This is a genomic window from Nocardia sp. NPDC059691, assembly GCF_042733915.1.
GTDB classification, from domain to species: Bacteria; Actinomycetota; Actinomycetes; order Mycobacteriales; family Mycobacteriaceae; genus Nocardia; species Nocardia sichangensis.
In genome coordinates, this window is the sequence record NZ_JBHWFB010000003.1 from 1 (window position 1) to 18688 (window position 18688).

21 protein-coding genes and 1 pseudogene are annotated in these 18688 nt (G+C 68.6%); 9 read left to right on the plus strand and 13 right to left on the minus strand.

The features are described 5' to 3' along the window. Window positions 1–518 precede the first annotated feature (518 nt). A complete protein-coding gene (locus ACFV2O_RS07125; protein ID WP_379250860.1) occupies window positions 519–1142 on the minus strand; it encodes a riboflavin synthase in 624 nt (207 codons plus the stop codon). A 564-nt stretch (window positions 1143–1706) separates the two neighbouring features. Between ACFV2O_RS07125 and ACFV2O_RS07130 the strand changes: the two genes are divergently transcribed. Further along, entirely contained in the window at window positions 1707–2177 is a 471-nt protein-coding gene (locus ACFV2O_RS07130; RefSeq protein WP_379250862.1) for a hypothetical protein, read from the plus strand. 6 nt (window positions 2178–2183) lie between these two features. Here the strand turns inward: ACFV2O_RS07130 and rpe are convergent, their stop codons facing one another. Then, entirely contained in the window at window positions 2184–2840 is a 657-nt protein-coding gene (rpe, locus tag ACFV2O_RS07135) for a ribulose-phosphate 3-epimerase (protein WP_355071047.1), read from the minus strand. A gap of 96 nt (window positions 2841–2936) precedes the next feature. Between rpe and ACFV2O_RS07140 the strand changes: the two genes are divergently transcribed. After that, a complete protein-coding gene (locus ACFV2O_RS07140) occupies window positions 2937–3359 on the plus strand; it encodes an anti-sigma factor (RefSeq protein WP_355070725.1) in 423 nt (140 codons plus the stop codon). Further along, window positions 3359–4222 (plus strand): RNA polymerase sigma factor SigF, encoded by an 864-nt coding sequence (locus ACFV2O_RS07145; RefSeq protein WP_355070723.1) that lies wholly within the window; start codon window positions 3359–3361, stop codon window positions 4220–4222. Before ACFV2O_RS07140 ends, ACFV2O_RS07145 begins: the two co-directional genes overlap by 1 nt. A 6-nt stretch (window positions 4223–4228) precedes the next feature. Here ACFV2O_RS07145 and ACFV2O_RS07150 read toward each other — a convergent pair whose 3' ends face one another. Genes ACFV2O_RS07150 through def form a run of 3 tightly spaced genes read right to left on the minus strand, consistent with a single transcriptional unit; the run spans window position 4229 to window position 7385 of the window. Continuing rightward, the gene (locus ACFV2O_RS07150; protein ID WP_379250864.1) at window positions 4229–5899 is read right to left on the minus strand and encodes a transcription antitermination factor NusB; all 1671 of its coding nucleotides are present in this window, start codon (window positions 5897–5899) and stop codon (window positions 4229–4231) included. Beyond that, complete coding sequence (gene fmt, locus ACFV2O_RS07155; RefSeq protein WP_355070719.1) at window positions 5896–6819, minus strand: methionyl-tRNA formyltransferase; 924 nt, start codon at window positions 6817–6819, stop codon at window positions 5896–5898. The genes ACFV2O_RS07150 and fmt overlap by 4 nt, the downstream gene beginning before the upstream one ends. Further along, complete coding sequence (gene def, locus ACFV2O_RS07160) at window positions 6819–7385, minus strand: peptide deformylase (RefSeq protein ID WP_379250866.1); 567 nt, start codon at window positions 7383–7385, stop codon at window positions 6819–6821. Before def ends, fmt begins: the two co-directional genes overlap by 1 nt. A gap of 821 nt (window positions 7386–8206) precedes the next feature. On the opposite strand from def, the gene ACFV2O_RS07165 reads away from it, so the two are divergent. The 4 genes from ACFV2O_RS07165 (at window position 8207) to ACFV2O_RS07180 (ending at window position 10159) form a co-directional block, all read left to right on the plus strand. Beyond that, the gene (locus ACFV2O_RS07165; RefSeq protein ID WP_379250868.1) at window positions 8207–8329 is read left to right on the plus strand and encodes a hypothetical protein; all 123 of its coding nucleotides are present in this window, start codon (window positions 8207–8209) and stop codon (window positions 8327–8329) included. Between the two features lie 6 nt (window positions 8330–8335). Then, the gene (locus tag ACFV2O_RS07170) at window positions 8336–8575 is read left to right on the plus strand and encodes a hypothetical protein (RefSeq protein WP_379250870.1); all 240 of its coding nucleotides are present in this window, start codon (window positions 8336–8338) and stop codon (window positions 8573–8575) included. Window positions 8576–8937: 362 nt separating this feature from the next. Then, the gene (locus ACFV2O_RS07175; RefSeq protein WP_379250872.1) at window positions 8938–9348 is read left to right on the plus strand and encodes a DUF4189 domain-containing protein; all 411 of its coding nucleotides are present in this window, start codon (window positions 8938–8940) and stop codon (window positions 9346–9348) included. Window positions 9349–9742: 394 nt separating this feature from the next. Continuing rightward, window positions 9743–10159, plus strand: a complete 417-nt coding sequence (locus tag ACFV2O_RS07180) for a hypothetical protein (protein ID WP_379250874.1) — start codon at window positions 9743–9745, stop codon at window positions 10157–10159. Here ACFV2O_RS07180 and ACFV2O_RS07185 read toward each other — a convergent pair. After that, window positions 10147–10500, minus strand: coding sequence for a transposase (locus ACFV2O_RS07185; RefSeq protein ID WP_379251555.1), 354 nt, complete (start codon window positions 10498–10500; stop codon window positions 10147–10149). The two genes, ACFV2O_RS07180 and ACFV2O_RS07185, sit on opposite strands and share 13 nt — an antisense overlap. A 23-nt stretch (window positions 10501–10523) precedes the next feature. Here ACFV2O_RS07185 and ACFV2O_RS07190 point away from each other — a divergent pair, with 23 nt between their 5' ends. Together ACFV2O_RS07190 and ACFV2O_RS07195 are read left to right on the plus strand one after the other, a co-directional pair. Continuing rightward, window positions 10524–10628 (plus strand): transposase, encoded by a 105-nt coding sequence (locus ACFV2O_RS07190; protein WP_379250876.1) that lies wholly within the window; start codon window positions 10524–10526, stop codon window positions 10626–10628. Then, window positions 10628–10915, plus strand: coding sequence for a transposase (locus ACFV2O_RS07195; protein ID WP_379251556.1), 288 nt, complete (start codon window positions 10628–10630; stop codon window positions 10913–10915). The genes ACFV2O_RS07190 and ACFV2O_RS07195 overlap by 1 nt, the downstream gene beginning before the upstream one ends. Before the next feature lie 282 nt (window positions 10916–11197). On the opposite strand, the gene ACFV2O_RS07200 is transcribed toward ACFV2O_RS07195, so the two are convergent. The 7 genes and pseudogenes from ACFV2O_RS07200 to ACFV2O_RS07230 form a co-directional block, all read right to left on the minus strand. Further along, window positions 11198–13255: a polyprenyl synthetase family protein gene (locus tag ACFV2O_RS07200; protein WP_379250878.1), complete on the minus strand. Its 2058-nt coding sequence runs from the start codon at window positions 13253–13255 to the stop codon at window positions 11198–11200. A gap of 300 nt (window positions 13256–13555) precedes the next feature. Further along, window positions 13556–14443: pseudogene (locus tag ACFV2O_RS07205) on the minus strand (IS3 family transposase); the annotation flags it as partial. Between the two features lie 36 nt (window positions 14444–14479). Further along, the gene (locus tag ACFV2O_RS07210; protein ID WP_379250880.1) at window positions 14480–14608 is read right to left on the minus strand and encodes a hypothetical protein; all 129 of its coding nucleotides are present in this window, start codon (window positions 14606–14608) and stop codon (window positions 14480–14482) included. Window positions 14609–14772: 164 nt separating this feature from the next. Beyond that, complete coding sequence (locus ACFV2O_RS07215) at window positions 14773–15633, minus strand: SDR family NAD(P)-dependent oxidoreductase (RefSeq protein ID WP_379250882.1); 861 nt, start codon at window positions 15631–15633, stop codon at window positions 14773–14775. Next, the gene (locus ACFV2O_RS07220; protein WP_379250884.1) at window positions 15630–16571 is read right to left on the minus strand and encodes a diacylglycerol/lipid kinase family protein; all 942 of its coding nucleotides are present in this window, start codon (window positions 16569–16571) and stop codon (window positions 15630–15632) included. The genes ACFV2O_RS07215 and ACFV2O_RS07220 overlap by 4 nt, the downstream gene beginning before the upstream one ends. Further along, window positions 16556–17290, minus strand: coding sequence for an HAD family hydrolase (locus ACFV2O_RS07225; RefSeq protein WP_379250886.1), 735 nt, complete (start codon window positions 17288–17290; stop codon window positions 16556–16558). The genes ACFV2O_RS07220 and ACFV2O_RS07225 overlap by 16 nt, the downstream gene beginning before the upstream one ends. Continuing rightward, the gene (locus ACFV2O_RS07230) at window positions 17287–18687 is read right to left on the minus strand and encodes a nucleotidyltransferase family protein (RefSeq protein WP_379250888.1); all 1401 of its coding nucleotides are present in this window, start codon (window positions 18685–18687) and stop codon (window positions 17287–17289) included. The genes ACFV2O_RS07225 and ACFV2O_RS07230 overlap by 4 nt, the downstream gene beginning before the upstream one ends. Between the last annotated feature and the right edge of the window lies 1 nt (window position 18688).

An 18688-nucleotide genomic window follows, 5' to 3' on the forward strand; every position in this document is an offset into this window, starting at 1 on the left:
GCGACCGCCGCTGGCGACTTCGTCGCGGACGCGGCGGCCGCTCGGACGCGAGCCGGGCCGCGAACGGCGCATGCTCGGTCTCGCTTCGCTCGAAAGTCGTGGTCGAGGTGCGCTGGGCGCTCGGTGCTGGGATCAACCGACCCGTATGTTCGCCGCGGCCCGCCGCCCGGCATGAAAACCGTCGGCTGCCACGGCGTCTCGAGATCTGAGCTCGTAGCGGCCATCCGCGCCTGCCGGTTGGCAGATGGGAGGGTGTCTCGGATGCTCGCTCGGGCGCAGGCTGGGCCTGATCTGTCTCGCCTCGCTCGGAGCCCGTAGTGATGCCGATTCGCTGGCCTGCCGGAGTGATACCGATCCGACCGGTCGAGACGATGCTCACCGAACTCGCGCGGTCGGCGGTCACCGTGACTCCGCGTGGGGGTGGCAGCTCGTATGACGGCGTCGCGGCAGCTCTGTCAGGAACGCGATCTCCGCCGCGCAGCCTCTTGGGCGGGCGGGGACGAGCGGGGCGGCCACTGTCAGCCGCGCTGCTGGAGGCGTTCGACGTACTTGGCGATCACGTCGACTTCCAGGTTGACGGTGGTGCCGACGGTGGCGAAGCCGAGGTTGGTCAGGGAGAGCGTGGTGGGGATGAGGGAGACCTCGAACCAGTCGCCGCTGCCGGTCTCGGCGGGCTCGTCGGAGACGCCGAGGCCGGAGACGGTGAGCGAGATGCCGTCCACGGTGATCGACCCCTTCTCCACGACGTAGCGGGCGATGTTCTCGGGCAGCGAGATCCGCACCACGTCCCAGTTGTCCGACGGAGTGCGCGAGAGCACGGTGCCGGTGCCATCGACGTGGCCTTGGACCAAGTGGCCGCCGAGCCTGCTGTTCAGAGCGGCGGCGCGCTCGAGATTCACCTTGGCGCCGACGTCCAGTTTGCCGATGCTGGAGCGATTGAGCGTCTCCGCCATGACGTCGACGGTGAACGAGTCGCCGCCGACCACCTCCACGACGGTCAGGCACACTCCGTTCACGGCGATCGAATCACCGTGCCCGGCATCGGAGGTCACCAGCTCGCCCTTGATCGTCAGCCGCGCGGCGTCGGTCAGCTGCTCGCTGGCGACGATCTCGCCGAGTTCCTCGACGATGCCTGTGAACATGTGCTGTGACTCCTGTCGCGTCGTTGTCTTCCGGTTGCGGAACAGCGCGGGACCCGGCCGCTATTCCCGCACCTCCTCAGCCTAGTGACGCGGGGTCGCCGTAGACAGCCGCGTTCCGCGCCCGCCGAGGCCGGACCGGGCGACGCGCCGGAACCGACCGCAGGGCGGGCCGAGGCGGGCGGAACCGGCCGGTCCCATCGAAAATGGAACGAAATATGTCCACACCCGCCGTGATCACCCGGACGGACGACATATCCATTATTATTCTGCGACATTTGACGTACCGCACGAATTAATTTACCCCACAGAGAGATTGCGGATTCATTCGCGATACCCGAAACAAAACACGGTTATAACGCAGATTCCGCGCTCGGACGGCGCGGGAGGCGATATCGTTACGCGGCTGACTTCTCGCGTTCAACTTTCCCGACCATGCAGTCCAGTGACACGATCTACCAGGGAACATGCCCGACAAGCGGGAAGCCTGCCACACGATGTTCACTCCTCGAGAAAGCCGGAGAACACAGTGGGACAAATTGGGTCGAACGCAGCTGGGGGCGCAGTGTGACCACATTTCTCGATCCGACGCCGGAAGTTCGCTGCTCACGGTATCGGCGCGAATTCCAGCTGCCCGCATCGATGGATCCCGGTTCGCACCGCATTCTCCTGCACATCGGCGTCGACTACGGCGCCGTCACCATGCCCGCCGAACTCGGCGAGCAGGTGCTACGGCGACTCGCCCAAGACGGAATCGCCGGGCCGGTGGTCGACCATCCGCGAGCCAAGCATTGGACGTTCCTCACCGGCCCCGCCGGGCCGGACGCCGTCAGCCCGGCGGTCTCGGCCGAATTGTTCCGTCTCTACGCCGCGGTGGCCTGCACGGGCAGCCAAGTGGTGCTGCCCTCACCTGACGACGAGCGCACCGGGTATCGCGTGTGGATCCGGTCACCGGAGGCCGGCACCCGCCGCCCGCCGATCAGCGCGGTGATCGAGACGATCCGCGCGGTCGCCGCGCGTGGAACGCGGACCGGCTAGCACCGTTCAGCGGGCCCACGCCGAGGCCGCCTGGCCGCGCAGCTTCTCCACGGTGGCCGCGGGGTCGGCGGTGCTGTAGACCGCGGAACCGGCGACGAAGCAGTCCACACCCGCCTCCGCGGCCGCCTCGATGGTGTCGGCGTTGATCCCGCCGTCGATCTCGACCAGCAGCCGCAGCTCACCGGCATCGACCAGGTTCCGCACGACGCGCGCCTTCTGCAGCACCTCCGGAATGAACGACTGCCCGCCGAAGCCGGGTTCCACGCTCATCACCAGCAGCGTGTCGAATTCGCGCAGGATCTCCAGGTACGGCTCGATCGGCGTGCCCGGCTTCACCGAGAGCCCCGCCTTGGCGCCCGCGGCGCGGATGTCGCGGGCCACCGCGATCGGATCGTCGGTCGCCTCCGCGTGGAAGGTCACGTTGTGCGCGCCCGCCTCGGCGTACGGCGGCGCCCAGCGGCCCGGATTCTCGATCATCAGGTGGCAGTCGAGGGGGATCTCGGTCGCCTTCAGCAGGCTCTCCACCACCGGGAGGCCGAGCGTGAGATTCGGCACGAAGTGCGCGTCCATCACGTCCACGTGCAGCCAGTCGGCGCCTGCGACGGCCGCCGCTTCGTCCGCGAGGTGCGCGAAGTCTGCGGACAGGATGGAGGGGGCGATCATCGGAGCGGCCGGACGCGGGTGAATCGGGTTGGACACAACGCCGGAGTCTAACGGTACCCAGGGTTGTCCAGCGCGGGAGTGGGTAGCCTGCATAGGGTGATCAATATTTCGGCGGAACAGGGGCTCTACAGCACCCCGGTGGAGATTCGGGTGGCGGCGTCGGTGACACAACTGCCCATCGTGCGTGGGCTCGCCGAAACACTCGTCCTACTCAGCGATTTCACACTGGACGAGGTGGCCGATATCCGGCTGGCCGTCGACGAGGTCTGCTCGACCCTGATCGCGGTCGCCGCCCCGGAATCGAGCCTGAACTGCCGTTTCACCGTCGGCGACACCGTGTTGCTCGTCCGGGTCGACGGCCTGGCGGAGAAGCCGGGGCTGCCCGATCAGCGCAGCTTCGGCTGGCACGTGCTGCGCACCCTCACCGACTCGGTGGAGGCGACCCAGGATTCGTTCGACGCGACGGTCTCCGGATATCCGACGACGGTCGAGTTCCGTCGGGTCCGGGGGAAGGCGTAGTGGCGGACGAAGACACCGTGTACGACTCCCAGCGCGACGACGACGCCGACACGCTGACCACCGAGGACGAGACCGATGCCGAGGAGACCCTGGAGGCGGCAGGCGCGGTTCCCGGTTACGACGACGTCGGATTGCTCTTCGAGCAGCTCGCCTCCAGTGAGGCGGGGACCGCGCGGCACAGCGCGCTGCGCGCGGAACTGATCAGCCGCTGCATTCCGCTCGCCGACCACATCGCCAGGAAGTTCAGCGGGCGCGGTGAGCCGTTCGACGACCTGACCCAGGTCGCGAGGGTGGGGTTGGTGCACGCGGTGGACCGTTTCGACGTCGAGCGCGGCTCCAACTTCCTGTCTTTCGCGGTGCCGACCATCATGGGTGAGGTCCGCCGGTATTTCCGCGACAACACCTGGGCGATGCGAGTGCCGCGGCGTGTCAAGGAGACTCACCTACGCATCGGCGCGGCGATCGACAGTCTCTCCCAGACTCTCGGCCGCTCGCCGACGGCGAAGGAGATCGCCGCCGAGCTGGACGTCGACCCGGACGAGGTGACCCAGGCGGTCATCGCGGGCAACGCCTACCAGCCGAGTTCGATCGACGCGGCCACGCTCGGCCGCGACACCGACGCCTCGCTCCTGGACACCCTCGGCGAGGAGGAGTCCCAGTTCGATCGGGTCGAGGAGTACGTCGCGATCCGTCCGCTGCTGGCCGGGTTGCCGGAGCGGGAACGACGCATCCTCACCATGCGGTTCTTCGAATCGATGACCCAGACGCAGATCGCGCAGCAGATGGGCATCTCCCAGATGCACGTCTCGCGCATCCTCGCCAAGACCCTCGCCCGCTTGCGGGAGCAATCCAGCCGGGAATGACCGCGCTCAGCGCGGCTTGCGCAGCGCCGCCACGAACATGGCGTCGGTACCGTGCCGGTGCGGCCACAACTGTGCCCCCGGCCCGTCGCCGACATCGGTGACGCCGGGCAGCAGTTCGCGGGTGTCGAGCTGCTCGGCGCCGAGGCGGCGCACGGCATCGGCGACGATGGACACCGTCTCCGGCAGATGCGGCGAGCAGGTCGAGTACACCACGACCCCGCCGGGGCGCAGCAGATCCCATGCGGCGGTGAGCAATTCGCGCTGCAACACCACCAGTTCCCGGACGTCCGCCGGGGTGCGCCGCCAGCGCGCCTCAGGTCTGCGGCGCAGCGCTCCGAGGCCGGTGCAGGGGGCGTCGACCAGGATGCGGTCGTAGCCCGGGGTCAGTCCGCTGGCGCGGCCGTCGGCGACGTGCACGTCCACCGGCAGGTCGTGCACGGCTTTGCGGACCAGCTCGGCGCGGTGCGCGGCGGGCTCGACCGCGTCCACCCGGAAGCCGTCGATCGCGGCGATCGCCCCCAGCAGCGCGGCCTTGCCGCCCGGTCCCGCGCACAGGTCGAGCCAGCGACCGGTGTCCGGGCCGTCGAGCGCCGCCCTGGTCAACGCCAGCGCCACCAGTTGGCTGCCTTCGTCCTGCACTGCCGCCATGCCCTCGCGGACCGGCTCCAGCTTGCCGGGATCGCCGCCGTCCAGATAGACCGCGTACGGCGACCAGCGGCCCTCCTCGCCGCCGGTGACCAGCGCGAGTTCCTCCGCGGTGATGTCGCCGGGACGGGCCACCAGGTGCACCAGCGGGCGGGCGTCGTCGGCGGCGAGCACGTCGCGCAGTTCCGCCGCTCGCGCGCCCAGCGCGTCGGCGAACGCCTGCGCGATCCAGACCGGATGGGCGTACTCGAACGCCAACCGGCCGAGGGGGTCGGCGGGCGCGAGCGCGTCGACCCATTGCTCGGGGGTCTTCTCCCCCGCGCGCCGGAGCACCGCATTGACGAAACCTGCTTTGCCCGCACCGAATTCGGCGCGCGTCAGCGCGACGGAGGTGTCCACGGCGGCGTGCGCGCCGATCCGGGTGCGCAGCAACTGGTAGACGCCGAGCCGGAGCACGTCCAGCAGGGGTCCGTCGATCTCCTCGATCGGCCTGCCCGCGCCTTCGGCGATCACCGCGTCCAGTAGTCCCAGCGACCGGCACGCGCCGTAGGCGAGTTCGGTGGCCAGTGCGGCGTCCCGACCCGACAATCCCCGTTCTCGCAGCAGCGCGGGCAGCACGAGATTGGCGTAGGCATCGCGCTCACGGACCGCCCGCAGCACATCTCTGGCGACCGACCGCGGCGGGTCGGCGGATTCCCTTCGATGCGGTCGTCCGGCGGCTTTGGCCCCTTGGCGCGGCGCGGTTTGCGAAGCCGGGCGCCCGCCGCTGGAACGGTCCGATCGGCCCGCTGCCGAGCGTCGTCCGGTGGAGCCGCGCCGTTCGTCGCGATCACGGCCGCCCGCCTCGGCGCGCCCACCGCCGGAACGCCGACCGGTCGCCCGTGACCTGTCCGCCGCGTCGCGATCCTGCTGCTTCCCGCCGCCCTGCGCGCGTGCCCGGCCTGCCTCGCCGGAACGATTCGGCGCGGACTCTCGTTCGTCGCGCCGCCGGTCGCGTGCGTTGCCGTCACCGGGCCGATTGCCGCGCGTCATTCGACCACCGCGCCCGGCTGCAGGCGGGCGCCGCGCGCCCAGTCGAGCGCGGCCATCATGCGCTTGCCCTGCGGCTGCACCTGGTCGAGCCGCACCGCGGTGGTCGCGGTGCCGACGAACACACCGGACTTGCGGACCTCGATCACCCGCTCCGGCAATTCCTCCTCGACCAACTCGACCGGCCCCAGCTTCAACCGGGTGCCGCCGACCTCGGTCCACGCCCCCGGCGCGGGGGTGACCGCGCGGATCCGCCTGCTGATGGCCAGCGCGGGCAGATCCCAGCGCACGTGCCCGACCTCGACGCCGACCTTCGGCGCGTACGAGACACCGTCGGTGGACTGCGGGACCGCTTGCAAGCTCCCGTCCTCCACTCCGTCGAGCGTCGCTTCCAGCAGGCGCGAGCCGCTGTCGGCCAGCCGCTCCAGGAGAGTGCCCGCGGTGTCGGTGACGGTGATCTTCTCGGTCACCATGCCGAAGACCGGGCCGGTGTCCAGTCCGGCCTCGATCTGGAAGGTGGAGGCGCCGGTGATCTCGTCGCCCGCATCGATCGCGGCCTGCACCGGCGCCGCGCCGCGCCACGCGGGCAGCAGCGAGAAATGCAGGTTGATCCAGCCGAAGCGCGGGATGTCGAGCACCTGCTGGGGTAGCAGCGCGCCGTAGGCGACGACGGGACAGCAGTCCGGCGCCAATTCGGTGAGCCGCGCGACGAATTCCGGCTCCGACGGCCGCCGCGGGGTGAACACCGGGATGCCGTGTTCGTCGGCCAGCAGACCGACCGGCGACCTGGTCACCTTCCGGCCGCGCCCCGCGACCGCGTCCGGCCGCGTCACCACGGCGACGACCTCATGGCGCGCCGATTCCAGCAGACGCCGCAGCGACGGAACCGCCGGTTCCGGGGTGCCCGCGAAGACGACGCGCATCAGCGGCCCGCTCCGAACGGGTTGGGCCGACCCGCACCGCTCATCGAACGGGCCGGGCGCACCGTCGAGCCCGCCGCGAACCAATCGGATTCGCGGATCACCCGCATCGCCTCCTTGCGCTGGGCCGGGTCGAGGCGGTCGATGAACAGCACGCCGTCGAGATGGTCGGTCTCGTGCTGCACGCACCGCGCCAGCAACCCTTCGGCTTCGAACGTGACCGGTGCGCCGTCGGCGTCCACACCGGTTGCCCGCACCCGCAGGGCCCGGCGCGTGTCGTAGCGCACGCCGGGAATCGACAGGCAGCCTTCCGGCCCCACCTGCTCCTCGTCGCCGACGACCTCCCACCGCGGGTTGACCAGATGCCCCGCGGCGTCGCCCGTGTCGTAGACGAACACGCGCAGCCCGACCCCGATCTGCGGCGCGGCCATCCCGACACCGCCGTCGTCGTGCATCGTCTCGGTCAGGTCGGTCACCAGCTGCCGCAGATCACGATCGAACGCGGTGACCTCCGCGGCGCGGGCACGCAAGATGGGATCGCCGAACAGGCGAACGGGCTGGATGGTCACGGCTGGCTCCCGGAAGCGACGAATACGGTCGCCCCATTCTAGTGAGACGACCCGAAATCCCCGATTCGCCAGCCGGAAGCTGGTACAACTCCTATGCGGTCCGGGCGGGGTGTCGATCCCTCCGCCCGGCCGCCCGGAAAAGCCCTGGTCATCGACCTGTCGATGACACCTGACCTACTTCTCACCTGCAGGTTCACAACGCATCGGTGAATTTCAGTACAGAAGGTAAAGGGATTCTGGTGACGGCGTCAAAACCGCAGTTCAGAGCAGTTTCGACTGCGGCGGTGATGGCGGCGTCACCAGCGAAGTGGTGGCGGCGTCACCACCCCATCAACCAGGTGCTCATGCGCATCGCATCCACCGGTCCGCACTGAACCAGCCGAGTCGGTGCGCCGAAACCCCCCGCCCGCAGACGATCGTCGATGCAGAGTCGCCTCGCTGCCGTACGTAGCAGTTCGCGCGGAGATTCCGCGCCTCAGCCCGCGGCTGGCGGTGGCCGATGTCCGGCTGCCTCGTCCAAAGCGCGCTAGGCTGCCTGCAGGGGTTCGGGTTCGCCGAGGGGATAGTCACTTTCGCTTTTCCGTCGGTCGAGCTCGATGCTGCCCGCGTGGGCTGTTGCCCGCTGTTTCACCCGGCGCCGAGGCGCGATGGTGGATGCGCCCGTCCCCCTCCAGGGCACGTCCACCGGCCCCGCCCCGCGCTCTCTGGTGATTCAGCCACCGTCGCGCGACCCGCGCCGCTCTGTGCGCGCCCGTTCCTCGCTGCGTCTCAACCGCTGTGGGCGAGGCACGCCCCTGCCCTAGTGATCGAGGAGGCTTGTCGTGTCGCTTGTTGATGATCCCGGCCGATTCATCGCCGAGGCGTTGGCCAGGTTGCCGGAACCGCCACACCGGTCACTGGTGGTGATGGCATTGCGGGAACCGGCGTCCGGGCCGGACGGGTAGGTCGGAGTGGAACGCATCCGCCACGAAGACCTGGACAGGACCCGCCAGTACCTGGCCACCAGTTCGATTCTGGCCCGCACCCGCCGCTGGTGCGCCCAGCACCGCCCGGACGCCGTCGCCGTGGTCGTGGTCCGACCCCCGGCACACCTCGGCTATACCGAAGCAGACCTCACCGGCGAAAACAGGATCAAGATCTACGCACGCCACGGAATCGACCCCAACACGATACGAGAACTGCGCTTCTAGCGACTGCTCCCGCCTTCCGCTGCAAAGCTCACGAACAGCACAACCCCAAAAGTCTCGGGTTGCTCATCACAGCGTGAGCATCCGGCGCCTCTGTCGTGCAACGGCTACGGCGAACACTCATCATGGTTGTGCTGGTCAATTCTGGCGCCGTTTGTCGGTGAATCGGTCAGTGTGGCGGCCGCGGCCGGCACGGGCCATCAGTGGCGCGCGAGCCCCATCGATCTCGGCCCTCGCGAACGCCGCAGTTCGTGACGGTCTTTGCCGTGACCCCAAGACTTTTGGGGCGACCTCGCGTCCATGCGCTGCGGTATCTTCCATGCGATCGCCGCACCTAGTCGGCGCGCAGAGGAAGCACACACCACATGCTCAACAAGTTCTTTGCGGCCGCCGCGCTCTCGGTGAGCGCCGCGGCCGTCCTCGCGGCACCGCCCGCCGCCGCCGACCCGGTCAACTGGGGCGCCGTTTCCCTCAGCGTGTGGGGCAATGTCTACGCGTTTTCGGTCAACCACCCGACGGAAGCCGACGCCATTCAAGCCGCCGACCGAGCGTGCAAGGGTCAAGGCATCATCGACTGCCGGATGATGGTGACGTTCGCGAACGGCTGCGGTGCAGTCGTGACGAGTCCGCTCGCGATCGTCGCAGGGTTCCCGATCGTGGGCTTCGGTAAAGGGTCGACCCCAGGGGAGGCATACGCAGACGCCACCCGCAGCCTCCCCACCGGCACCGGAAGCGCCGGCTCGTTCAATCGCGACCACGCCTGCACCCGGCCTTGATCTAGTTCCCGCACGGTCCTCGGCAAAATGTCGGGCTGACACCCCTCCATACATGGCGCACGGCCGCTCACGACCCATCTTCTGCGTCACATCAAATGGCAACGGACACTGGCACCGGCCGAACAGCAGAAGTCACTGTGCATGAACCGCGCACTTGGATTCCACGCCGTCGATGCGCGGGAGTGTCGGGTAAACGGCTCTGGCTCACTTCCGGTGGTGCCGGGCTATGCGAGCAGGATGCGGTGCCGAAGGAGCTGAAACTGGGTCTGTCCAGCCATCCGGCTCTGTCTCAATTTCGGTCCGAGCGCAGGACCTGATCGACGAAGCCGCTGCCCGGATGCAGCAACCAGCGCCACACCGCCGCACTGAGAGCGCGGGAAAGGACCGATTGGCCATGACGGTCGAGAATGGCCTCGAGGCCAACCCATTATCCAACCGGTGGAGGTCCACGATCGACATCCTCGCCGCCAGCCTCGCCACTCACCTCGGCGAGCAGGTGACCGTAGTCGACGCGAGCGAGGCCGAGGACGGGTTCTCCTGTCTTGTCCGAGGTCCTGAGCCGTCCGGTCCGTCCCTCCAGGTGTCGTGGGAGGGAGTACTCGGCATGCAGTACATCGACGGACAGCCGGACATCAGCGTGTCGGTGTTCCTGTACAGCCGAGGCCGCCGCCTGCGGCTCGACGACCAGTCTGGCAGCTACCTGGAGATCGTTTACGCGGGCCCTCTCGACGGCACGGGGACCTGGCGCGACCTGGGCTGGCTACAGGACGACTTCGGCGAGTTCGAGACACACGATCATTACGGTGACTGACCGGCCACCGCTCCTCGGCAGGTCGGGGACGAGTTCCGGGCGATGCCTTTGGTGCTACCGACTTGGCGGACGGCGCGTCCTGCGGGCGTGGTCGATCGCGATGCCCGCGCCGCGGCGGAAGGGCCGGGGGTGACCCAGCTGGCCCGGCCATACATTTGTCGCTTGATCAGCTTCGTCTTCGCGTTCACGCCCTCGATCGGGCAGTTGCTGTAGCCCACGGTCAGGCCGGCGACCGCCGCGTCGTGGTCCTGGTCGAGACCGCGCAGGAACGGGTCGAGTTCGGTCAGGCCGGCCTCGGTGAGGTGTTCTCGTCGCTGGGACGCAAAGACGGGTTGCCACAGCCGGGGTGTATGCGGGTGGGTTGATGCTGGACGGGCGGCGTAAGTCGATGCAGCCGATGGCGAAGCGTCTCGATGTGGATCATCAGCGTCTGCAGCAGTTCGTCACCACCTCGCCGCGCCGCCGCTGATCGTCGCCGACGCCGGCTACGGACAGACCGCCGAATTCCGCCAAGGGCTCACCAACCGTGACCTGCCCTATGTCGTCGGCGTGCCCGCGACCATCACGGTACGCCCCGCAGACGCTGTGCCCGAGACACCGGAACGGTCCGGCCGCGGCCGACGCCCCAACCGCGTTACCGCACACCACATTCCACGGTCAAACAACTCGTCCTGGACACCGGAGAACCCCTGCTGCGCCACGTCATCTGGCGCCACGGCACCCGCACCGGCCCGGACAACCCGGCCGCCGCCATGAGTTCCCGCTTCCTGACCCTGCGGGTGCGGAATGCAGGTCTTGGATCCGGACGTCGCCACCGACAGCGTCCTCAGCTGCGGCTATTCCCATATCCGCCCCGCTGTTCGGCGAGTACTACGGCGACCCCTTTTATCGTCGAATCCAGCCTGGTTCACCGTGAGCGTCCCCGTCGGACTGGTCGCTTTCACCTGCGCGCCCGCTCCGGCAAGCGCTGAGAGGGCGTCCCACGCGATCACCACTGGTGGATCGCGCGGGACACCCGACTTTGCCGGCTCTGGGGACTTACGGTGCGGTAGAGACGGGTTCGGCGGCCGGGTAGTAGTACATCTCACGGCGCAAGCGTTCGAAGTCCGGCTCTGGCGCTTGGGAACCGGACGATTGCGCGTGCCGATCGCTATCGGGTACCCGCCGCGCCATGTTCGTCACGCTTCCGTAGATCGACTCGTATTTCTTCCCCAGGCCGGAATGGCCGGGAAGGAACCGGAAGAGCTTGGGGATGTAGCGGGCCGCCGCGTCGAGTTGGGCGCGTTGCTCGGTCAACTGGCGCCGCACCTGCTCGATGGCTTCTTCGCGGCTGCAGCCGGTCTCGTGACGGATGGCTCTGACCAGGTTGTAGGGGACTTGGTCTGCCTCGTCCTGATCGATTCCCACCAGGTCGTTCTTTACGAAGGCCACAAAGAAGGCGAGTTCTTCGAGACGGCGGATCGCATGGTGGCTGCGGACTGTCGGTGGGATTTCCTGGTCGTTGACTATCTCCAATATGGCGATGGCGGTCTCGAATCCGCTGGTCGCCCTTCGCAGTGGCAGGTAGTCGGTAGTGGAGGGGATGTAGCCGTTGAGGCGATGGTGTGTTTCGCGTTCGGCGGCTTCATACCACGCCTCGATGTCGTCGAGGAACTTCTCCTGCCAGCGGGTGCTGCGGCCCGCACGCAGGTGTGGCCACAAACTCGCCCAGGCCGTCGAGAGAGCGCCGGAGCTCCACGGTTTCTCCGGGTCCTGGCGCAGCGTTGCCACCATGCCACGCCTCAGCGCGGTGATGGCTTCGGGGTCGGTCAGCTGCGGATCCTCGAACAGGTCATCCCACAGAAAGCACAGTATGCCCAGGCAGGCGGCGCTCTGTTCATGGTTCGCCCCCTCGGGGGCCATGACTGGGAACAGGTGTTCCAGCAGCTGGAACGATCCTGCCCACCGGCGATGGTCCAACTCGGCCGGGGAGGCGGCGAGGCCGGTATCCACCAGCCAACTTTTCACCCCTCGAGCGACCTCCGGCGAGAACCCCTCCCCACGGTGGACCGGGGGTGCCTGCGTCGAGAGCGGGGAGACCGCGGGCAGCGGAGCTCGCCGATCGAGTGCGGACCGAGCATAAGCAGCCATCATCTCGCGAGCGCGCGGGTCAGCGGCCACAGCGGCGAGCTGACCGACAGCCCGGTCCATGAATTCCTCGGCCACCGCTTGTGCTTCGTCCACGGCACCGGAAGCGATGACGATCTTCCGGACGCGGGTGGCTTCCTCACCCGTCATCGCTCTGCCCAGCAGTCGGGCAAGGCCCTGGTCGCGGGCAGCGGCGCGGATTACGGGAAGTGTGTAGATGCCCTCGGGCAGATCCGCGTTGACGGGCTTGCCCATTTCTTCGGCGGTCGAGGTCAAATCGAGGATGTCATCACGCAGCTGGTAGGCCAACCCGAAGTGTCGGCCGAACTCGGCCAGCGCCTCTTCCTCATCCTCGGGGCGCCCGGCCTGCATCGCACCCACTCGGCATGCCAGCGACAGCAGCGCCGCTGTTTTGCCGTCGATCGCGTCCAGGTAGGACTGCTCACTGCGAGAGGCCACATGCTGGTCGGTGGCCTCGATCACCATGCCCGCGCACATCCGATCACCCGTGCTCATACCCGCGAGAGCTTCACGCTGGCCGAGTTCGGCCAACATGCGCCCGCTCGCGAATATCGCGGAGTCCCCACCCAATACAACGAGATGCGAACCCCACACCGCGTTGGCACTGGGATGGCCTCGGCGCTCATACGCGTGATCGATGACGTCGTCGTGGTAGAGCGAACCCAGGTGCAGCAACTCCACGGCAGCCGCGGCGCGCACCACCCGGTCATCGGCCGGGACGGCGGGATCGGTGAGCAGGTAGTACGACAACAACGTCAAAGTAGGACGCACCAGGCGCCGAGAGCTGTCCGGCCCTTCGTCGGTGAGTACGGCCAGCTCAGGCCTGCCCGGCAACTGCACGAGGCCGAGAACGTCGCGGACGCGGTCCAAATCCGCCTCCAGGTGCGGGAAGACAGCCAAATCTATTTCACGTGGCACGGGGCACTCCTGACTGACTACATCGACCATCTACAACACCAGCGATCACCGAAGTTTGACACAAATCTTTTGCGAAAGTTGTTGGTATCAGCCATCTTTGATAAATTTCGCCTTTGTCGGTCGGTGCATGTCATTGGGGTGAATACCTCCCCGATCGACGCCGCCGGTAAACCCCGGCCTCCACTTCCGCAGCGCCGGACTTGGAACGCTTGCGCGGTGGGCTCTACCACTACCCGGCCACCGACCCGGCGCGTACCGCGGTGTAAATCTCCCGTTGCCGGCGAAACCGGTTGTCCCGCACGACTCCCCAGAGGTGGTGCGGGACACCGGTCAATGCTTCGCCGACTGTCCGGGCACGTCGATCACCATCGTGGGACCGAGCGCCGATCGGGTGCGCAGATGGAAAGCGACCAGTCCGACCAGCACGCTCGCGGTGAACCAGCCCAGTTGCACAGCCAAACCCGTGAACAGTGTGGTGTCGGAGAAACCGTGATGTTCCCCCTGTTTCGTGGAGTCGAGATGCTGGACTTCAGGCCACGGTTGGATGGACGGTTGCATCATTTCGTACTCGATCGGTGTCCGCATACCGAGGGCTGAGTGACGGCGGCGTCGGTTGTGGAAGATCTCGAGGTAGTCGAAGATGGCGTTGTCGTAGCAATCGCCGATCGAGCCCATCGAGGGCACCGGCCCCGACTTGCGGGCGCGGTCGGTGAAGGCCCACGAGGTGAATTGAACGCCGTGGTCGGAGTGAATGATCGTGCCGGATGCCGGCGATCGGTTCGAGATCGCCATCCCGAGCGCGTTGGTGACCAGCGCCGCGGTCTGGGTCGAGTCGATCGACCAGCCGACCACCCGCCGGGAATAGGTGTCGAGCACGACCGCGCAGTAGACCTTGCCTTCCCAGGTGTAGCGCTCGGTGATGTCGGTGACCCACAACTGGTTCGGTCGTGATCGGGTGAACGCCCGGTTGACCAGGTCACCGGCGGTCGGGATCTGATGCCGTGGGCGTGCGCGCTTGACGCCGGGCAGGCCCTTGATCCCGGCACGCGCCATCAACAGCTCGACCTGGTTGTATCCGACACCGATACCGAGACCGAGGGTGAGTTCGGCGTGCACCCGCGGGGCGCCGTAGGTGCCGCGGGAGGCGGCGTGCACGGCCCGGATCTGGTCGGTGAGCCAGGCATGGCGGATCGCTCGCTGCGAGGGTGGACGCGATCTCCATCGCGGCGCGGATCTGGTCGCGCTCGTCGGTTTTCATCGGGCGTCCTTGGTCACGGTGATGCGGGTGCGGTCATGGCTGTCGGCGTAGCCTCGAAGCTTGTTGGCGTTGGCGCGTAGCCGGTCGCCGAGTGGGCCGGGAACCCGGGCGGCCCGGATGTCCATGGCGGTGGCGCGCTCGCGGAGCTGGGTAGCGTGCTGATCGGTGCGTATAGCGTTGCCGCAACCAGGGACGCAGTGGTCGAGGCTGGGTGTGTCTTTGACTCCGTCGCGGTGGCAGAGGGCGGTGGCCCGCTTGTAGTGGCAGAGCAGCAGCGGAAAAGCCCTGGTCAGCCGTCCGTCGGTGACCGCAGACCAGTGGTGACCCGCGGCTCGCCGAGCGGGGCCTTCGGCAGCGGGCGGACGGGCTCCGGAGGGAAACCGTAGTATCGGCGCACCATCCGCTCGTATACCCGGCTCGGGAGCAGCCTGCGGGTCCAGAAGGACAAGCGGACGTCACGGCCGCACAGGTAGGTCTGCCGTGGCCGGTCCGAGGCCAGGATCATCGCGACCTTGTCGGCCACCGCGGCGGCGGGCTGTCCCGCGGCCAAGTAGCCGCGTACGAGGTCCAGAACGGCGGCGCGGTCGTGGTCGTAGGCGGAGATCGGGCTCGACACGTGTCGCGCCGTGTCGATGATCGGGGTGACGGTCCATCCCGGGATGAGTACCGACACCTGGACGCCCGACCCGGCGGCCTCGATGCGCGCGGCTTCGCCGATCCGCTCGACGGCTGCCTTCGTAGCCGAGTACCAACCGCCGTATGGCTCGGCGACGGCGCCCGCTCCCGAACTGACGACGATCACGCGGCCTGCGCCTCGGGCGCGCAGCAACGGCAGCACCGCGCGCAGTACTCGGTGCGTGCCGAGGACGTTGGTGTCATAGAGCGCCGCGGCCTCCGCGGGCGTGGTCTCCTCGACCGCGCCGACGACGCCGTACGCCGCGAAGGTGACGACCGCATGGATGCTGCCGTGCCTGGCGTGCACGTCGCGAACCCAGCGGTTCACCGCCTCTTCGTCGCGCACGTCGACCCGGGCGATTCCGGACGCGACGACCCGGTCGCATCCCTCGACCGTGTACCCCAGCGCCGCAAGGCGTTCCATGGTGGCCGCGCCCATGCCGTTGGCCGCTCCGGTGACGAGCACCACCGTCACGCGGCACACACCTTCAGAACCCGCGGCAGAACCTCCAGCCGCGCCGACTCCACCATCGTGACCTCGCCGTCCAACTCCAGCGGCGCCGGACGATCCGGCCGCAGCTCCACGACCGAATCCCGATGGCATATCGCCAGCGGCGACCGCCGGAATCGGCCCGCGTACAGTCCCGCGACCAAGCCGAGCGTCCTGAGCTTCCCCGCCTCGGCCCAGATGTTCACATCGAACCGGCCGTCGGCGCGGGTGACCGCCGTGTCGTAGCGCATGCCGCCGGCGAAGTGCACGCTCTTGAGCACGCCGATGTTGGTGATCGGGGCCGCGTGGCTCCAGTCGCCGCCACGAACGGCGACGGGCAGCGGCCGATGGGTGGCAAGGGTGGCGAGTGCGGTGGCGATGATGGCGGCCTCCACGCTGCGCGACTTGAGCCAGCCGACCACCCCGGTGGCGTGGTTGAAGGAATGATTGCCCGCGGCGACCAGCCCCATGCTGGCGTTGAGCAGGAAATAGCGCACCGCGCGCGTGCCGTCGGCCAGCAGCACGCAGGCCTTGCCCACGTCGACGAATTCGGCGCGCGCGGCGTCGACCCGCACCGGAACGGTGCCGATACGTCCGGTGCCGGGCACCGGTTTGTGGAAGTCGTTCGAACTGCCCAGCCCCACCGCGCCCAGTGCGCAGCCGGGAGCGCGCGGGTGGTCGGTGGCCGGGTCCATGAGCGCGTTCAGCACCAGGTTGACCATTCCGTCGCCGCCCGCGGCGACCAGCACCGGCGGCGGATCGGGTCGGGTGACGGCCGCGCGCACGAGGTCGGTGGCGTGCCCCGCGTCGGCGGGCAGTTCGACCGACAGGTGCGGGTGACGGTCGCGGAGGGCGGATTCCACCGGCTCCCAGCGCCGCAGCGCGGTACCCGCGTTCGCTCGCGGGTTCAGGACGACGAGCACGAATCCTCCTCGATGCCGAGCCATCGGCGTAGTGCGTGGTGATCCCCCACCGTGACCAGTCCGGTCCGGGCCACGGCCGGCGGTATGCCGGTGGTGGGCGGGCCGACCAGGAAGACCGGGATGCCCAGTTGCGCGGCGGGACCGTCGTGAGCCGGGTCGTTGCCGACCATGACGCAGTCACCCGCGGCCGCGCCCAACTGGTCGAGCAGTTCGCGATAGAACTCGAGCCGCGGCTTGGCGCGGTGCATGGTGTCACCGCTGGTGACGAAGGCGAACGAAGCGAGATCGATTCCGCCCCAACGGATCCTGGCCTCGACGGTGCTGCGCGGCCACAGCGGGTTGGTCGCGACCACTTGCCGCGCACCCGCCTCCGCCAGCCCGCGCACCGTCGCCACCGCCGCCGGGCGCGGCGGGAAACACGCGCGCAGCCGCGCGAATTCGACCTCGGCCAACCGGGTGAGGCGGTCCGCGACCACGTCACGGCCGGTGCCGAGACGCTGGGCGAGCAGCCGCACCATCAGCTCCGTGTTGGTGTGGTCGCTGTCGTTGGCGCGCACGTCACCCAGCGTGCGGCGCAGCAGGGGCAGGAAGCGGTGCGGTGGGACGAGATCGCGGAACACCCAAGCCGCGCCCGCGGGCATCAGCGTCGCGAAGGTGCGCCGCCGCTGCCCGATCAACGTGCCGTCCAGATCCCACAGCACGGTCGGCCGTGGGCTCATTCCTGGCTGTCCAGTACTGCTCGCAGGTCCGCTCTGGTCAGCCCGAGGCGGGCGGCGTAGTCGTCGATGCCGGGCGGCCGCGCACCGCCGAGCCCGGTGCGGGACCGGAGTTCCCCAGCGTATGCCGCGCCGAGGTCGTAGACCGTCTTGGCCAGCGCGGCGGGGAACAGCCACCGGCCGAGGTCACGCTGGAACACCCTGGTCAGACGGTAGGGCGCGACCAAGCGGGCCCCGACGGCGGCCGCCGCGCCCGGATTACGCAGCGAACTCATCCTGGCCGCCTCGGCGCCGGGGACCAGGAGCAGCCCGGACCACAGCCGCGCGAAGCCGTCCAGCTTCTCCCGCGCGTCAGCGGTCATATTGAATTCGGTGTAGGCCTTCTCGATCCGGGAGGTGTGGGTGGAACGGCTGCGCAGCAACGTGTGCACGTCGGCGACCTTGCGCGCGGTGTCGGCGCGGGTGAATCGGTCCACGCGGGACGCGATCCGGTCCAGCAGCACCGCGAAGTCGGGGTTCGGCACCAGCCGGTGCGCGAGGGCGAGGGCGTGGTACATCAGGCCCTCGCTGCCCGCCGCCGCGATCTGAGCGGAAAGCAGGTCGTAGTCGAGGTCCGTGCCCGCGTATCGGGCCAGGTTCCAGATGTCGCCGAGTTCGCGTACGCCGGTTTTGTAGTAGGGCAGGTGGATGCCCAGATGGTGCAGGTTGTCCTCGTGCGCCATCGCCCACGCGGGTACGCCGTGGAAGTCGATGGGACGCACACGTTTCCATATCGCGGCGTAGTCGACCGTGTAGGGCGCCAGCGGCGTGATCAGGCCCCAGTGCGTGCCCACCACGAGCGCGCCGTCGCGCGAGACGAACGACGGCAGGTGGTGGGATCGCTCGGCCCGCGCCTTGGGCGGCTTGCCGAGCAGCTCCGAGGTCGCGAACAGGCCGAGTTCACGGTAGACCTCGACGGCCGTGTCGACCTGGTCCGGTTCCAGCAGGATGTCCAGGTCGTTCATGCGCTTGTAGCGCGGGTCGCGGTAGATCTCGGTGGCGAAGAGCATGCCCTTGAGCACCACGCAGCGCACACCGCGTTCGTCGAGCCGCCGCACCAGCTCCACCGCCCCGGCCAGGCGGCGGTCGTTGGCGGTCGCGATCCGCTCGGTGACGGCGTCGAACCGCACCCGGACCAGGGGCGGCACCAGCTCGTACACCTCGGCGGCGATCAGCGAGCGCCGCGCCAGCGGGACGGTCGCGTTGAGCTGTGCCAACTCGAAGAAGGCCGCCCAATCGGTGACCCGGTGGGCCAGCTCGACCAGTTCCGCGCGTTCTTCGCCGCTGGGTGCGGCCAGCGCGGCGTGTACCAGCAGCCGTTCGGCGTCGGTCCCGTCCGCGGCGATCACGGTGTCGGTCATG

Excerpts from the sequence above, each read along its gene's own strand:
- ACFV2O_RS07225 (WP_379250886.1), bottom strand. The coding sequence starts at position 17,290 with ATGAGCCCACGGCCGACCGTGCTGTGGGATCTGGACGGCACGTTGATC.
- rpe (WP_355071047.1), bottom strand. The coding sequence starts at position 2,840 with ATGATCGCCCCCTCCATCCTGTCCGCAGACTTCGCGCACCTCGCGGAC.
- ACFV2O_RS07175 (WP_379250872.1), top strand. The coding sequence starts at position 8,938 with ATGCTCAACAAGTTCTTTGCGGCCGCCGCGCTCTCGGTGAGCGCCGCG.
- ACFV2O_RS07150 (WP_379250864.1), bottom strand. The coding sequence starts at position 5,899 with ATGACGCGCGGCAATCGGCCCGGTGACGGCAACGCACGCGACCGGCGG.
- ACFV2O_RS07230 (WP_379250888.1), bottom strand. The coding sequence starts at position 18,687 with ATGACCGACACCGTGATCGCCGCGGACGGGACCGACGCCGAACGGCTG.
- fmt (WP_355070719.1), bottom strand. The coding sequence starts at position 6,819 with ATGCGCGTCGTCTTCGCGGGCACCCCGGAACCGGCGGTTCCGTCGCTG.
- ACFV2O_RS07200 (WP_379250878.1), bottom strand. The coding sequence starts at position 13,255 with ATGGTCGATGTAGTCAGTCAGGAGTGCCCCGTGCCACGTGAAATAGAT.
- ACFV2O_RS07190 (WP_379250876.1), top strand. The coding sequence starts at position 10,524 with ATGCTGGACGGGCGGCGTAAGTCGATGCAGCCGATGGCGAAGCGTCTC.
- ACFV2O_RS07125 (WP_379250860.1), bottom strand. The coding sequence starts at position 1,142 with ATGTTCACAGGCATCGTCGAGGAACTCGGCGAGATCGTCGCCAGCGAG.
- ACFV2O_RS07210 (WP_379250880.1), bottom strand. The coding sequence starts at position 14,608 with ATGGACATCCGGGCCGCCCGGGTTCCCGGCCCACTCGGCGACCGGCTA.
- ACFV2O_RS07180 (WP_379250874.1), top strand. The coding sequence starts at position 9,743 with ATGACGGTCGAGAATGGCCTCGAGGCCAACCCATTATCCAACCGGTGG.